17 protein-coding genes are annotated in these 15,303 nt (G+C 50.6%); 8 read left to right on the top strand and 9 right to left on the bottom strand.

Annotated features, from left to right (window positions below; translation table 11 throughout):
* The first annotated feature begins 19 nt into the window (after window positions 1–19).
* From N430_RS06055 to N430_RS06065, 3 genes are all read left to right on the top strand, one after another.
* Complete coding sequence (locus tag N430_RS06055) at window positions 20–2,026, top strand: DUF3732 domain-containing protein (RefSeq protein ID WP_256592092.1); 2,007 nt, start codon at window positions 20–22, stop codon at window positions 2,024–2,026.
* 166 nt (window positions 2,027–2,192) lie between these two features.
* On the top strand, window positions 2,193–2,558 hold the full coding sequence (locus N430_RS06060; protein ID WP_110634304.1) for a histone-like nucleoid-structuring protein, MvaT/MvaU family: 366 nt from the start codon (window positions 2,193–2,195) through the stop codon (window positions 2,556–2,558).
* A gap of 112 nt (window positions 2,559–2,670) precedes the next feature.
* Window positions 2,671–2,883 carry a hypothetical protein gene (locus tag N430_RS06065; protein WP_110634301.1) on the top strand — a complete coding sequence of 71 codons (213 nt, stop codon included), beginning with the start codon at window positions 2,671–2,673 and terminating at the stop codon, window positions 2,881–2,883.
* A 10-nt stretch (window positions 2,884–2,893) separates the two neighbouring features.
* Here N430_RS06065 and N430_RS06070 read toward each other — a convergent pair whose 3' ends face one another.
* Both N430_RS06070 and N430_RS06075 read right to left on the bottom strand, forming a co-directional pair.
* Complete coding sequence (locus N430_RS06070) at window positions 2,894–3,688, bottom strand: hypothetical protein (protein WP_110634298.1); 795 nt, start codon at window positions 3,686–3,688, stop codon at window positions 2,894–2,896.
* Window positions 3,685–4,377 carry an HAD family hydrolase gene (locus N430_RS06075; protein WP_110634295.1) on the bottom strand — a complete coding sequence of 231 codons (693 nt, stop codon included), beginning with the start codon at window positions 4,375–4,377 and terminating at the stop codon, window positions 3,685–3,687. Before N430_RS06075 ends, N430_RS06070 begins: the two co-directional genes overlap by 4 nt.
* A gap of 212 nt (window positions 4,378–4,589) precedes the next feature.
* Between N430_RS06075 and N430_RS06080 the strand changes: the two genes are divergently transcribed.
* Window positions 4,590–4,799, top strand: a complete 210-nt coding sequence (locus N430_RS06080; protein WP_110634292.1) for a hypothetical protein — start codon at window positions 4,590–4,592, stop codon at window positions 4,797–4,799.
* 420 nt (window positions 4,800–5,219) lie between these two features.
* Here N430_RS06080 and N430_RS29225 read toward each other — a convergent pair whose 3' ends face one another.
* The 4 genes from N430_RS29225 to N430_RS06105 form a co-directional block, all read right to left on the bottom strand.
* Window positions 5,220–6,104 (bottom strand): DUF6602 domain-containing protein, encoded by an 885-nt coding sequence (locus N430_RS29225; protein ID WP_133248823.1) that lies wholly within the window; start codon window positions 6,102–6,104, stop codon window positions 5,220–5,222.
* Window positions 6,105–6,775: 671 nt separating this feature from the next.
* Entirely contained in the window at window positions 6,776–7,681 is a 906-nt protein-coding gene (locus N430_RS06095; protein WP_256592093.1) for a hypothetical protein, read from the bottom strand.
* Window positions 7,682–7,860: 179 nt separating this feature from the next.
* Complete coding sequence (locus tag N430_RS06100; RefSeq protein ID WP_133248824.1) at window positions 7,861–8,613, bottom strand: hypothetical protein; 753 nt, start codon at window positions 8,611–8,613, stop codon at window positions 7,861–7,863.
* 115 nt (window positions 8,614–8,728) lie between these two features.
* Entirely contained in the window at window positions 8,729–8,947 is a 219-nt protein-coding gene (locus N430_RS06105) for a hypothetical protein (protein WP_110634281.1), read from the bottom strand.
* Window positions 8,948–9,307: 360 nt separating this feature from the next.
* Between N430_RS06105 and N430_RS06110 the strand changes: the two genes are divergently transcribed.
* Window positions 9,308–9,991 (top strand): metallophosphoesterase, encoded by a 684-nt coding sequence (locus N430_RS06110; RefSeq protein WP_110634642.1) that lies wholly within the window; start codon window positions 9,308–9,310, stop codon window positions 9,989–9,991.
* A 156-nt stretch (window positions 9,992–10,147) separates the two neighbouring features.
* A complete protein-coding gene (locus N430_RS06115; RefSeq protein ID WP_110634278.1) occupies window positions 10,148–10,399 on the top strand; it encodes a hypothetical protein in 252 nt (83 codons plus the stop codon).
* A gap of 284 nt (window positions 10,400–10,683) precedes the next feature.
* Here the strand turns inward: N430_RS06115 and N430_RS06120 are convergent, their stop codons facing one another.
* Window positions 10,684–10,920 (bottom strand): hypothetical protein, encoded by a 237-nt coding sequence (locus tag N430_RS06120; RefSeq protein WP_371922763.1) that lies wholly within the window; start codon window positions 10,918–10,920, stop codon window positions 10,684–10,686.
* A 388-nt stretch (window positions 10,921–11,308) separates the two neighbouring features.
* Here N430_RS06120 and N430_RS29670 point away from each other — a divergent pair, with 388 nt between their 5' ends.
* Window positions 11,309–11,635, top strand: a complete 327-nt coding sequence (locus N430_RS29670; RefSeq protein ID WP_110634275.1) for a hypothetical protein — start codon at window positions 11,309–11,311, stop codon at window positions 11,633–11,635.
* Window positions 11,636–12,338: 703 nt separating this feature from the next.
* On the top strand, window positions 12,339–13,271 hold the full coding sequence (locus N430_RS06130) for a DUF4427 domain-containing protein (RefSeq protein ID WP_256592094.1): 933 nt from the start codon (window positions 12,339–12,341) through the stop codon (window positions 13,269–13,271).
* 54 nt (window positions 13,272–13,325) lie between these two features.
* On the opposite strand, the gene N430_RS29230 is transcribed toward N430_RS06130, so the two are convergent.
* Window positions 13,326–14,291 carry a hypothetical protein gene (locus N430_RS29230; RefSeq protein ID WP_133248825.1) on the bottom strand — a complete coding sequence of 322 codons (966 nt, stop codon included), beginning with the start codon at window positions 14,289–14,291 and terminating at the stop codon, window positions 13,326–13,328.
* 501 nt (window positions 14,292–14,792) lie between these two features.
* Window positions 14,793–15,263 carry a hypothetical protein gene (locus tag N430_RS06135; protein ID WP_110634272.1) on the bottom strand — a complete coding sequence of 157 codons (471 nt, stop codon included), beginning with the start codon at window positions 15,261–15,263 and terminating at the stop codon, window positions 14,793–14,795.
* Between the last annotated feature and the right edge of the window lie 40 nt (window positions 15,264–15,303).

Here is a 15,303-nt window from a genome sequence, read left to right on the forward strand (position 1 = left end):
CTTTGTCAAAGCGATTGGTGTGATCGATCGAGAAAATGAGATCCATGAGGTTACGTTTACCACTGGGTTGAACATCATTACCGGCAAGTCATCCATGGGCAAAAGTGCCCTCATTGAGATCTTCGATTTTTGTCTTGGCAACGGTAATGACACGATCCCAAAGGGTGTCATCACTACAAGATCAAAAATGTATTTCACGATTCTAGAATTCGAAAGTGAAATAATCCTTCTGGCCCGCAGTAGAGATATAGAGAAGGTGTTTCTCAGTGAGGTGACTGGCTCATTGGAGGAGATTTTTCATCGGATGAAGAATGTGAAAGATTTCTTTAAGTCTAGCCTTTTCCTACCGTTGCGTGAGTTCAAAAAAGAGCTCGGTAGGTTCTTTTCGATCACCATGGTCGATGTTGATGAAGACGCCGAGCCTAGAGAGTTTAGTAAAGGCAAGAGTGCTACGCCGTCGATTCGAAGCTTTGCTTCCTTCATGCTACAACACCAAAATTTGATTGCTAACAAGCACGCGCTTTTTTATCGATTTGATGAAAAAGAGAAGCGCGAACAGGTAATCGAGCACCTTAAAGTATTTATGGATTTTGTAAATCAAGAATACATTTGGTTGTCGCAGGAGAGTAATCGGCTTAAAGCCGATCTGAAGAAGCTAGAAACGCAGATTCCAAAAGTTCAAGAGGAAAAGAAACGTTTCATTGCGCGCGCTGACGAACTGTTGGCGGAGTATAAGGTTATTAGTGGAACCGAGCTTACGACTTTGACTGGGGCGCAGATTGCTGGAAGTGTCAAGTCTTCGTACAATAAGATCAGGGATTTAAATGTCAAAATTGACAGTGCTGCGGATGCGTATACTGAGCGCAAAAAAGTGCTCGAAGAGGAACGGTCAAAGCAGACTGTCATAGTCCGAGAGCTTCAAGATAAGCTGTATGCTATTAGGTCTTCGATTGATTTTACTGAGGACTTTGCTAAAACTGTCGGTCAGATTCCACTCCCTGAATTTGCTGAGGTAGGCGAGGCTCATTGCCCGTTTTGTGAAGCGATCAGTTCGCATGTAGATAATGAGGCCAACAAGTTAACCTTTGCAATTGAGTGGATGAATACGGAGTTAAAGACAACCTCTTATGCGCGTGAAAGCTTTCGAGAAGAAGAAGGCAAGCTCCTTAATAAGCTAGGCTCAGAAAAAGAAAATCTTTCAAGTATCCAATCAAAAATAACTCAGTTGGATAAGCAGGTTGAAGACCTAAAGAAGAGTAAGACGGTTGATGAAATTGCACTTCGTATCAAGCACAGGTTGGAAGGTGTCATTGAGGATTATGCGAACAAGCCAAAATCCGAGTTCGAGGGAACTCGATTAGCGATCAAGAAGCGGTTGGCAGAGATTCAGCCAGTTCTGGATGAATATAACGTTCCCGGGAAAATGCGGGATCTGACTGACCTGATCAATAGTGAGATGGCACGTATTGGCGCTGGTTTCGACTTCGAGGAGGCCTACCAGCCAATCAACCTTAAATTCGACCTCCATACGTTTGATCTGTGGCATGAAAGCGAAACAATGGGCAATGTCTACCTTCGTTCTATGGGGAGTGGTGCGAATTGGCTATACACGCACCTGACCCTGTTCCTGGCACTGCACTCCGTATTTGCTTTGAAGCACGAGGACGGATGCAAGATTCCTCCGATACTGTTCCTCGATCAGCCGACGCAGGTCTACTTCCCTGCCAAAATTGATCATCGAATAGAGGGCTTCGATCCCAAGGGGCTTGCAGCGCTCACTGATCGGGCAGCGCATGTGGATGAGGACATCGGTTCTGTGACCAAAATGTTCGATAAATTGGTTGAATTCTGTGAGCAAACTTATAACTCCACTGGAATCAGGCCGCAGATCATTGTAACCGATCATGCTGATGACCTTAAACTTAGCGGAGAGAAGGACTTCCAATCTTTCGTGAGGAAGACTTGGCGTAAGAGAGGCTTTATCGCTGAAATTCCGACCGAGAGTGGTTCTCTAGCGCCTGCCTGATATAGGGATGGAAATTTTGTGTGTATAGCAAAATACTTGGATTATTCGAGCGATAATCCAGTATTTTTTACTCGCATCATAAGAATAGAATGCGCAGAAAAATGAAGCCAGGGATGGCATCTGTCGCTAGAATGTATTCACTTTGGAAGAGTCTTGAGGATCTCATATGTCACGTCTTGCCGAATTCCGTCAGCTTGAGCAGAAACTCGCCGCGCAACTCGCTGAGCTAGAAGCTCTGAAGGGCTCATCGGAGCTGCAGAAAGAAATCGAATTTGAGACCAGGCTGCGTGACTTGCTAGCCAAATATGGCTTCAGCCTGCGCGATGTCATCAATCTGCTTGATCCGCAGTCCGGCCGCCGTGCTTCTACTCCTGCAGTCGCAGAAAAAGCCCCGCGTCGTGCTCGCCAGTTGAAGCAGTACAAAAATCCGCACAACGGCGAGATCATCGAGACCAAGGGCGGCAACCACAAGCTGCTCAAAAAGTGGAAAGCCCAGTACGGCGCTGATGAAGTAGAGTCCTGGCTGGCCTGATCAGCATTTTCACAGCATGCATGAAACCGCCTTCGGGCGGTTTTTGCATAACTGCTGGGCATTCCATGCAAAAAAACGCCGGATAGCCATGGCACCTTAACGAGGACTCGTTATGCAGGACGACCACAAAGCGCAGCTGCGGGTAGCCATGAGGAAATTTCACTACTGCGACTTAGTAATGACTTCAGAAGAGGCTGCAGCGTTGAAGAGGCTCGTGCAAGAGCTGCAAGCGGCAGGTGAGCATCCATTGCTGGCGGATGTGTTCAAAAGCGTTCTGGAGGATACGTGGTGCAGTAATGAGCCGGACACTGGGTCGCCGGGCTGATTGTGTGGGGCTAGATTGCACCAATCTCTTCAGCAAACCATGGGGGCAGACCTGGCTCAACCCACCCATCTCGCCTTGAAGATGCCTCTACTAGGCCTAAGCCTTTCAGCCGCGTTAGCTCTTTCTCGGCCTCTATAATCCGCAGGCCCGTGAAAGTCCGAAATTCGCTACTGGGCTGTGAACCCAGGATCAGCAAGTTCAATACCGCCGGGCCTGTGGTTGCGCTAACCCCAGCATCCATCAAGAGCTTGCTGTTACTAAAGGATTGGAGAACTCGCTCGCGAAGATTTTTGCGGTTGAACGCATCAAGGATGTGGTCGACTTCTTCAATACACGTCGTGAGCTTGTATTCCAACAGCTCGACTTCACCTGCGTGCATCTGGTTCCAGCGGCTGATTGCCCTGGGCAACCGCCACAAGTGGGGATTGAGGCCAAGAAGCGCGAAGCTGTGCCTAATGTTTGTCCACGCGGCGCCGTACCCAATTGGTTCGCTGATGAGCGACTGATCGTAAAGGGACAGCAGCGCAACGATACGACGGCGAGGATCGATTGCTGAATCCGCAAGAGTGTCCTGTGGGGCAGATCCCCTCTGTTCCGTGCTACCCCACACCTGAGTCAGCGGCGCATCTGCCGCCTCAAAGAGCTTCGCTAGACACCTGGCGGGTTGAGGCGCAATCAGTCCTTTCAATTCCGCTGCCTTGCTTGCCAGCTTCTCGGCTCTTGCCAAGATGTAAGGCGGTATGAACAGCGAGGGGGATGCTCCCCAGTAGTTGCCGCCCGTACTTGGAGATGAATGCTGGCTCATCGCCCCAGCTCCCTAGGTGTGTCCCACCTGCATGAGGCTGGCGACTTACTTCCCTCTGTGGACTGCGCGACAACCAGCTCTGCGAACTGCACGAGGTTTCCGATGGCTCCGGTACCTGACCGATCGATATGAAAGCCTTTGATGCCAACAGCTCGAGGCCCATCACGGTCGCAGCGCGGCGAGTCTCCGATCATGGCTACCTGGGCTGAATTCCCGAACAGGTGTCCAGGTGCAACTCCAAGATCACGGCACACGGCGCGGTAGATTGCAGGGTCAGGCTTGGTGACTCCTAGCTCGTAGCTGAACGAGTATGCATTGAGGTCTGGCAGGAGCCTCTTCACCACCGGCCCATAGGTAGCAGCTAGGTTGCTGCAGATAGCGGTGGCGATCCCGTACTCACGGAGGAGGGTGATTGCGTCGAATGCATCCTGGATGACCTCGATCGATTCGATTTCACGTTGAAGGTCAGACTCGATCTCAGCCATGCGTGACGGTGTAACTTGGATGCCGAGGATGTCAGCAGCTTCTCGAATCCCAGCATCGAGGGTCATCAGTTTGTGGGCATCGCCAGAGGTAGGGCGACGACCATGCTTTGCTCCCTCTCGCAGTAACTGGCGATACGGATGCGAGGGGGAGGTGATCCTGAGGGTTGTGCCGAAGGCGTCGAAGATAACTGCTGTGATTGTCATGCCTATCTCCATATCGACTGCCGGATTTCGCGGATTTCTCAGAACTCTGGAGGCCCTGGTGTGCCTGGGCTGTAGCGAAGAAACTGCCGAAAATTTGCGGATTTTTTTGCGGATATTTTTCAGCGCCATCTGAGCTTGGGTGTGAAGGATTCCTCGGTAGATGAGTACACTTAGCACCAACACTAGGATGCCACATCACTGAGGCTCAAGAAGTGAAGAGAACACTGTTGGGTATGGCTGAAGCCGGCGAGCCATTGTTGAGGCAGGCGCTGGAGGCAATTCGAGACCACAACGAAGCACTAGCTGAAGCGCGGCCAGCTGCGGAAATTGAACGTCTACGTCTTGAGGCTGACCACCTGTATCAGACGGTCATCGACTATCAACTGCACAAGGCCGGCACACTAGGTGAGCCGATTCATTAGGGAGAGGGCCCTACTGTGGCGATCCGCCAAATCCGTAACGAGGATGAGTACTGAGCAGCCCTCAGAGAGGTCTCGCCACTTTTCAACAATGAGCCAGAACCTGGTACTGAACAGGCTAAGGCTTTCGAAGCCATGGTTTTGCTGATCGAAGCATACGAGGCTGAGCATTATCCTGTTGTTACCAACACCGAGAGCTGATGTGACCTTATGGTAGAGCGGAGATGATTAGTCAGAGAAGAGGCGCGGCCTGAGCAGAGCTATTTGGCTGTTCACTGAGCCTGATGTCATACGTGAGATCTGCTGAGAAGCGCTGATGAAGCGGAGCTCAGAAAAAATCTTTCTGCTTGCTTAATTGCATTGATTCAGCCCCATTATTAAGTTTTGTTGAAGGGGCTGAGTGTATTTTAACTAGTGATTTGCTTATTTTGAGAAGCAATAGTCAGGCAGATTTACTAAAGGAGGTCTCAGTTGAAAAGCTGTCGATAGATTTGAAAGGAGCATATACAGGCCGATGAGTGCATCCCCTTTGTGTCCGTCCGGCCCCATCTCCCAGACGCCATATCCGGCTACATTCCCTAGTCGACCGCGAGGCCATAAAAAATCATTATCCTTAAATATGTAATATCCCTGCTCAAGGTTGATTATCATGTCTGGGCCATGACTAGCAAGGGTGTGCTCAGGGCATTCTGACTTGGCGTGCTCGATCATGGATGAAATGACTGACTGCGCTTTCATGCCTTTGTATGCAAATACTATATAAGGCGTTTTTTTTAGGTTTGAGCTGCGAAGGTCGTCGCGATACTCCAATTTCAATCCCAGGTTCGTGAAGTATTTGACTGCGTTTTTTAATTGACTAGTGACGCGATCTCCTTCGCCTACATCATTCCTGCCAATAATTTCCTCGGCACGCACAAGTGACTTGAGTCTGTAGCTTGCCTTCACGCATTTGCCTACTTCAGCACTGTCGAGTGTGGACTTTACCTCGACTGCAGCCATGACGGCATCAATGAATGCTAGATGATAAGCGTCTACTAATGGCAAGCGAGGAGTATTTCCTCCATAAATTATTAGGTCAATCTGAGAGGATCTATTGTGCTCAGGGTCAATGATTTCCCCTGTGAAGAAGTCAACAGTTTTAGGTAGATGTGATGACAAGAATTTAGATGCCAGTGCCTCGCGACCACCGCCCTTAATGTCGCTATGTTTTGCATGATTGAGACGTTGCGATGCAACCTCAAGCTCTTTACCTACTGCCCTGAAATGCTCAGAGATAATTGGTGTTACAATTGATGGCTTAACTTTCAAAACCAGGTTTCCAAAAATACCAGAAGATTTAGTATGGTGGTGCTGCTTTCAAACGCGTTACTGTCCAGTCTACTTACTGCACAGTGGAGCATTCTACGTAATTGAGGGCTGTGAACAATTTAAAGGTTCAGCAGAAAAGCGGAGCGCGCCGGCGTGAGGGATGGACACCCGAAGGGGCGAGCCCTCGGCGTACGACGAGGGCTCGATTCACGACAGCGGGCCTGGTAGGGCGTGCCCTCATCGCTCTACAGAGCTTTCAACTTACGCTCCAGGGGCTGATGCTCCCAGGTCGACAGCAGAGCAACCGGATCGGCCCGGGATCGAACTTCCAGCATTTTCCCTCCGGGCTCACGCACCGTTCGCAGTAGTCAAGCTCATCACAGTCGTTGTAGATCGTGATCCGCCATCCCTCCACATCGATTTCGAAATGACAGGCGTACAGCTGCTCCCAGGACTGGCTACCGACCTTGGTCATTGTCCGGCGTCCGAGCACCACTTCTCGCAACACCTGGCAGACTTCCCGGGCCGTGATCGCGCTTGGGGAAGTGTCATCGCAGACGTCTAGAATCATACGCAGCCTAAATCCTCGCTCATCTAACCGAGGATAGTGGGTTGGCTTCAGCTATGATAGATAGTGGTTGTAGCATCGTATTTCGAATCTATGCAGCCATCTAGTCAGTGGCACGGGCAAGCGCGCGTGCATCGTAAATTGGTAGCGTAGCTCTCTTGATAAGGGTCTGTACGAAGAGGTTCATTGAGTTTTTAGAGCACTTCCCTTTACGCCGCTCAAGATAAAGATCTCGGCCTCCCCGCCAAGCCAAAGCCAAGAGCCCAAATAATGCAGCAGTGTAAATTGCAATAACCCCGCCTGCTATTGTGTATGCTGGTAGTTTATTTAAGTATGGCGAAATTTGCATTTTTAGTTCCCCGCTTAGGTCAATAAATTTAAAGGATACGTTTAGAGCTATGCTTAAGAAGCTTAAGGTGAAAAGCCTTAAAAATAGGCGGCCGCTGAAAATATGACCTAAAGTCTTTTCGCCTAGAGTTAAAGAGTTTTCTTTGAAGCGCTTGCCAAGAATTATCGTCTTGTCAATGTTTTCTATGATCTCTAGGTATGATTCCTGTGGAACCTTAAAGTGCTTTTTGAGCCATAATGTCTTGTAGACTTCGAGATTTTTGTATGAGAACCTGCTTTCATTGCTGAGCACACCACATTTTCTTAGCATGAACTGCCGGTATTCTTGATCATACTTCGAAGCAAAAAGATAAATGCCAATCACTTCAAAGACGGCGGCGGCGAGGCTAGAAAGAAGCACGAAGAATGGTGACGCATCATGGTTAATGGCTGAAATGGCCAAGAAAAAAATGGTCAGGGTAAATGAGATGAATGCCAGCTTGTATGACCTTGTTTTAGGTGCTGAGACTACAGTTGAAGTTCCAAATGCTAGGTTGAACTGGATTGCGATTTTTTCGATTTTTTCGAGGGTCAATATTTCCAATGGTCTGTTTCTCATGTGTTCATAGGTATTTGTTGGTTTGCAATTTGAGTCTGAAATGCAGCTATCTTCAAAGGTCAAGACTTACCCAGATGAAACCAATGGCGGTGCAATGCATTTCCTCGCTGAGTCTTAGTCTGTGCTATCAGTCTTCTTTCAAAAGCCTGAAATTACCAGCGAGCTCTTGTTTATGCGCCTGCGCGTGAGCCCAGTCTCAAGACGGCGGGGCGCTATGTTAAATCTATGAAAGAGATACTGACCTAATCGCAGACCTGCAGAGGCTTGCCATCGACGATCCTGTATTTTCTCGGAATAACAGTCATCGGGTTCGCTGTGAAGCTCTCGATCGTTGTAATCTGAGTGATGTCCGATAGATCGCCGATGTTCAGCTCTAACGCGCCACGATCGTTTAGAGCCTCAGGCTCTGCCCCGAAGCACAGTCGGTACTCTCGTTGCCAGGCGTACTCAATCGGTTTTCGGAACAATCCTATGGGCCCGCTGTAGTTACTGAAGTCTACGTAATCGACTTGACCGTAGCCTCCTTCAAAAAAAGGAGAATTGTATAGATGGGGATGGGCCTCGATAGCTTGTGAAAGCCTTCTAGAAAATTCTGCGTGATTTGTAATGCGAAGGACATGGGTACCAAACTCTCGAAATCGTTCACTGAATCGCAGTTCTCCGTTCTCGAGTCCCCAAATTTTGCCATCATGTGCGGCTGAAACAGATCCAAGGCAGTAGATCATGACAGTTTCAGGTCGAGGCAGATTCAGGGTCATCACCGTTTCAGGATTCAAAATCATTTCGTCCTGACCCTCGACCTGGAGCACGAGCTCGCTGACAACCCCATCTCTGAGTCCGGAGCTGAGTTTGAGATAAACATTCTCCAGCTCGTCCTTTCGAAGCGCAGCGCCGGCTTCACCTTCAAGCTTCGCGAAATAGTCGACGCTGTTCATGTAAAGCAGGCCGCGTTGAAGTGCCTGTAGTCGATCGAGATTTGCTACCTTGAAAAGCATCCAGCACTGCTTGTTCGGAAGGCGATCAGGTACCGCTTGCATCCGGACTTCACCAGTTATCATCTTGGCCCCTAACCTGTACAGAATCATTGATCATTCATTGGAGTAGGACTGACTACGGTTTGACGCTGGCGGCGACTAGCTCTGCAATCCCTGATCGTACGGCATCGATGTTGTCGTCCAGGGTTGCAAGGGCTCCATTGACGTTGTCCACAACCGTTGCAGCTCCTCGGTCACCAACCCATTTGGCTAACTCTTCGACGGCGGCGCGCAAGGCATCCTGGTTGTGGCTCAGGCGTTCAAGGGCTTCAGCGGCTGTCCGTAGCTCTTTCATGATTAGCGTGTCCTGTTAAGGTTGGCAGTAGACCTTGTATCACAGCCTCAGTTAGTAAAGCTGGCATCTGATCGTTACGTACTAGATTTCGCAACAAGCGGAGCGCTTAGGAGTGATGGATGGATGTCTGCAGGGCCGAGATTGCGGCGCACGCCGGAGACTTGGGTTCACCACAGCCGGCTCCGACTGGGTACGCCCACGCTATCTGAACAGGAACGTCAGCACGTGGACTACAACTGCTAGAGGGCAATCACTACCCCTATGCCTCTGGTGCGTTTGCTACTCCTCTACTGGAGGCAAATCACCGAATTTATCAAGTCGATTACACCGTGGAGATCTTGGAGTGCGTGGGGGAAAAGAGTGATCTGGTTTTTGGGTGACGTACATGGGCGCTTTGATCATGTCATCAGGTTGGTGAAGCTTCACCGTCCCGAGGCAGTGGTATTCCTGGGCGACCTTGAATGCGGTTTGCCCTTGGACATGATCCTTCGCCCGATCTTAGGGCAGACAGAGGTCTGGTTCATTCACGGCAACCATGACACGGATCGTCCAGCCTATTGGCATAACCTCCATGGCTGCGGCCTCTCTAAGCGCAGCCTGCATGGCCGTGTAGTGGAGATTGCTGGCCATCGAATAGCAGGGTTGGGGGGCACCTTCGAGTCGCAAGTCTGGCTACCAGGTAGCCCTGATACCGGCATTCAGAATTACGGAGACTTCCTCGAGCATCTAGCGCTCCGGCCACAGCAGGCAGACATACTCGCGACGAAGAGGCAGCACGCGCTGTCAGCAATCTACCCAGATGATTACTTCTCGCTCGCCATGGAGAAGGCGGATATTTTGGTCTGTCATGAGGCCCCTAGCTGTCATCCCTACGGCTACTCAGAGATCGATGAGCTCGCTCAAGCCATGGGGGTTAAAATGGTCGTGCATGGCCATCATCATGATTCTCTCGACTATAGGTCTGAATGGTCAAAGCTGGAATTCGAGGCTCATGGCGTGGCGTTCCGATCCATCATGGCCATTGATGGCTCGGTCATCAGCTGAGGTTTGGTGTCGCGCACATACCAAGAGGCGCTCGATCATATCTGTCGAACCTTTGGGCAGAGGCCGGCTGCAGCGTCGTGAGGCCTGCAAGCCTGAGCAGGAAGAGGAGGGCGTGAACAGTTGCATTTAGTGATCGTCGTGGAGTGAGGTAAGAGCATGAAGGTCGGTGAGTTGATTCAGTTACTGCAAGCCTTCGATCCTGAAATGAAAGTTGTGATGTCTCGCAGCGACTCAGGTCTTGAGGACGTTATGGCGTGCTATGAGGATTTGATTTGCGAAGGGCTAGTGTTTGCGTATGACCAGTTGGACGACTTTGTGCTGTCAAAGGGTGCTGACGCCAGCACCGCTGAGAAAGTGGTAGTCATCGACATGTGCGAGCGCTTGGAGGATTGGCAGATCCAGCAGTGAGCGTCGGCAGTCCGACCGATGTGGCGAATGGTCGGCCAGCCGTGAGGCTATTTCTCGCAATCGGGGATACTCCAACGAGCGCCGGGGGTATTGCTGGGCGACCTCGAGTTCAGGTCGGTCATGGCTGTAAACGGCCAGGTCATCATCTAATCGCTAAAACGTAGCCGTTTTCGCAAGCGGAGCGCGCCGGCGTGACGGATGGACGCCCGATGGGGCGAGACGTCGGCGTACGACTATGGCTCGATTCACGACAGCCGGGCCTGACAGGACACGCCCTGATCGGCCTACAGGGCTTTCAACATCCGCTCCAGGGTCTGAAGTTCCCACGTCGATAGCAGAGCAATCGGATCTGTCCGATCACCTGGATTGAAATCCCAGCAGTTCCCCTCCGGACTCACGCACCGCTCGCAGTAGTCCAGCTCATCACAGTCGTTGTAGATCGTGATCTGCCACCCTTCTACATCGACTTCGAAATGACAGGCGTACAGCTGCGCCCAGGACTGGCTGCCCACCTTGGTCATCGTCCGTCGTCCTAGCACCACCTCTCGCAGCACCTGGCAGACTTCTCGAGCCGTCAGGGTGCTTGGTGGTACGTCGTGATGGTCATGTTGAATCATAAACAGCCCAGGCCTGTCGGTTATCAAGTCGAAGATACTACCCCGTGCAAAAGGTGGTACAGGAATCAAGCCGTTTGGAGCGAAAGTTGGGCTAGGCGAAGTGACCGGAATAACGATGGAGTACAAATGTACTCCATTGGGCTTGTAAAGACTGATTCAGCGGTCATTGAGCCGGAGGGCTTACAGCGCGTCTTCGATTGACGCAAGCTATGCCGCGACTCGCCTAAGTGTCTGATGCAGCCATTGAGTCGTATTCAGTGTCCCAAATGTATCAACCCACGGGATCTACGCTATGCATCCAACCACGCCAGACGGTCGCTACTTCGTAGTCAAAGGTCAGCTCTGGCGCCGCAGCAATCCCGCGCTGCCTGATGAGGAGCGTCAGCATTGGGTGCACGATCTGATGGAGGCTCGGCTAGCCGTGAAGGAAGCGAAAGCATCGAACGACGAAGACCAGCTGCGTGCGGCTCGAGCGTCAGTACATAAGGCCAAGGTGGTGCTAGGGGAGAGGGGCCCGGTTTGGTGGGATGATGGTAGTCCGGACTACAACCGTCACAAGGCGATCAACACGCCTTACGCTGCTTGGTACCTATCAATTCAACCACATTTGGCTAGCTAGCTGTTAGGTACTTCAACCGTTTAAGTCGCTTTAGGTGACGGTCTAATGCTCGATACCTTCTGCATAGTAGCTTGGTCGCCTGATCTAAGCTCAGACTAAATATAGTCTTATCTTGCTTTGCGTTTCTGGTTTTGTTGTTTGTGCTGACAAGTAATTTGGCATTGAGTTGGTGCGTATTCTGTAAGAAAAAGTTGAAAGCTGCTTAATGGAGTTTATGGTCTATCTTAGTGCTGTCAATATAAGCTAATTGTTTTTGGGGTGATATTTTTTTCTGGTCGCTGTTGATAATTATGTGAATTGGGTCTAGCTTGAGGGCAATCTTTGATAAAGTTCCCCCCATTGCCTCAGGTGATTAATCCGGGAAGTGGGTGCGGTAACCCACGGAATGTCGGAGGCTACGATGGTGCATAAAGTGCTCGAACCTCACTTAGTCCCAAGGGTCGTCCACTATTTTCGCGACGTTGATCTTTGCAGTAGTTCATGCCCCGAGTTCGTACCGGAAGCCTTCTCATCGAATTGTTGGGTGGAAGACGACTGTTGGCCTGCTCGATTTCTTCAGAGAGTCGCGCTTCGCTTCCATCATATCTGGGCAACCTATGGAGTTCGCGAAGGTGAGAGGACTATCCAAGGGTCAAAGCCGGCTGTCTGTTTTTCCAAATTCAGTGCCTCGGATTTGATTGCTGTCCGAGACGGAGGGAAAGACGTGAATTTGGCTGCTACTCGGTATGCGATAACAATTCCAACGAGCATTGCCGAGAGTGCCGGTGCACAGCATGTCGCATACTTGATGCAGGGGCGCACCTACTTACATGATGGCTCCGTACTACCCGAGCAGGATATTGTAGACAACCAATTCAGGCTCGTTGTGCTTGCGGAAAACTCGGCCAATCAGCCCTCGGAGTGGCGGTGGCCGTACCTCAAAGACTATCGCCGTGCAACGACTAGGATCGTTGCTAAAGGACTTAGCTGCGCGGCGATTCCGGGCCTAGACATTACCGAAAAGAGCATGTCAGGCATAGGAGTGGTGGTACCTGACGTCGCAGCCGCCCGCGAGGTTCAGTACGACCTGATCTGCTTGATTGACCAAGGGATCGTTTCGGAGGCTCATTTCGAGTATGTCCTGGTATGTGACCAACTCCCTGAGTGTCTCTATGGTCTTTCAGATGAAGAGATAGGTGGCGCGCTGTCCAGAGCTACCTTCGACTACAAATCATGCATGACCGTGGCGGCGACTGTAGCAGCGGAGGCACTAAGAGATTTCTCCTCCCGGCTCGCTAACCTTGAATCGTCAACCCCTCGGAATGAAATCCGTGAAAATGGAGGATGCTGGCTTTCATTCCAAGACAACACGCACCCCTATGTCAGGGCCTTAGTGGCGGTCGGCCGTGTCAAAGTGAACAAGCTGGGGCGTTATTTGGCTTCATTGGATGAACTGGATCCTGGCCGAGATTTGAGGGAGCGTCAACAAATCGCTCGAGCGTTGGCATTGCAGTTGGAAGATGAAATCGGGGTTACGGCATGCTATTTCAGCGTCCTAAATTCACAGAGCCCTGATGAGCATCCCTTTTATGCAGGGCGGCTTGGCGCCGGTTCGTATTGCATCACGGATGCCAAATATAGCGATGATGAGGACTGACCCGCGGCTAGAAGCTATGTTCTAGAGAGAGGCGGGTCGAGCCAGATCCACACTTTAAGTGCGTTTGTTTGAGTAAGATCCTAAGGCGTCAGCATGCATGTGCCCCAGCCTCCAGTTTATATAATCTACAGACGTCCCACTCTGCATTTTAAACTCTAGAAATCGCTTATAAATCGCTAGAGTTCGAATTCTTGACAGCATGCTGGTACTACCCTCAATTCCAGCCTTTACCGCCCAAGATTCGCATATCCTCGAAAGCTGATTAGAGGTCATACAGGCCCCTGAATTGACAGCTGCGGGAAAAAGGTAATCTCCCTGAGAGAGATTCATTGCTTTAATATAAACTTCGATTGCGCTGAATTCTGTTGTGCAAATACCTCTCGTATCGGCGTGTTTTAATTTTTTTGATAAATTAATATCAATTAGTGCTCTGCAGGTGAAAGTGGAATTCTGATCAATCTTGGCTGACAACAATTCGTATGGTCTAATTCCGTTCACAAGACAGGCCAGTAATGCCGCATCTCTCAGGTCGCCTGAAGCTGCAACGTATCTACTAATCCGTTCAAGTTGTTCGCAAATAATTCGATGCGTTTTAAAGTCTCCGGCCGTATCCAAATGAGCTGCAGAACTTCCAAATGAGCTTATATGCCTGTCGTGCGTTCGAATATGGAGTGATGCCGTAAAGGCTGAGAGAGAATTTACGGGAAGCGATGTAACAAGTTTTTCCCATGCGACAAGATCGGTAGCAATCCATTCTTGAGGCTTCAAGGCCACTTTGATCGCTGAGAGAATCTGGCTGCGCACTTCAGATTCTAGAGGTGTCGTCGTACCAATGCGCGCTATTTTAGAAGTTTCATAAAGATCTCGATAGTCGCGGTATCCCAACCCTTTGGAAAGGATTTCACGAGCTCCTGACAGTGTTATCGGTCTGGCGCCACACCATCTTTTCTGCAGTGCTTTTTCAAGCCGTTTAAGGCCGGATTTAGGGGCAAGATCACTTGGGAGGACGGGCACGCGCATGGCAAATCTCCAATAGCGTCAGGGTGTCGGCTGCCCGCTGACTATTGTCGAAATGCGTGCATGAAGGGAGACAATGCTGCCTGGTGGATGTTGTACCTCTGCGAGCCGACCGCACGATGCAGGCACACCGCACAAAAACCCTAGTATGGTGTTACACCGCTGTCAAGATGGATGGTGATTTCCTAACTCGTAGAAAAAACCGAGACGAGCCGCTATGGTTTGACGCTTGCCAGTAACCAGTGCCCGTTCAGCATGACCTTTCGTGCAAGGGATCAATCGTGTCGCCGAGGTATCAGGATTCGTTCTCATCTCGACCGCTACGCTTGCTCTTTGACCGTCGATCAATTCGCAACCGCTTCTAGACCGATCCGAGTGTGTTGCGGTTTGGTTTAGTCGCTTAGCATTTCAGCAGTGGTAGGACGCTCTTTGGGTCGACTAGGCTCGGATCCAGGACAATTAGCTACGTTAGGTCGATGCATTAGATGGGGGCTGCCAGCAAGGTTACTGCTGCTGACATTCCAGCCATTGGCTGAGCCGCTTTCGAGGCAATTGATCTAGCTTTGGCAGGGCGCTGGCGAGGAGGTCAATGACCTGTTGGCTTTCTGCATCCTCCGGAAACCAGTCCGCAAGGTCTACGTTGCAGTGCTTAGAGGATCCCAATGCCCAGGTGACGACCATATCTGCGGTTGCTCGGTAATGGTTAGCCATGAAGATATCACCCTCGATCAGCCAGCCTTGGCGCTCAAGTTCTCGGCTGGCGTTGACGATGCCTACTTCGGCGAAATATCGAGTGGTGTCAGGGTAGTGAATCCCGGCCAGCGCAACTCTGACCCTGCCGACTGAGCTATCCCAGTAGGACAAACGATGCCATCCACCCGTAGCCTTTCCAGGCCAGTGGAAATTGACTGCGGCATTCCCTGTGACGTAATGCACATGGGTTACGCGCCTCAAATCCTCGTCCAAGCTAGGCATTCCTTTCAATCCAATCATTCGAGCGGTTCAAATCCTGAGT

The organism is Pseudomonas sp. CC120222-01a, assembly GCF_003097235.1.
Classification (GTDB): Bacteria; Pseudomonadota; Gammaproteobacteria; order Pseudomonadales; family Pseudomonadaceae; genus Aquipseudomonas.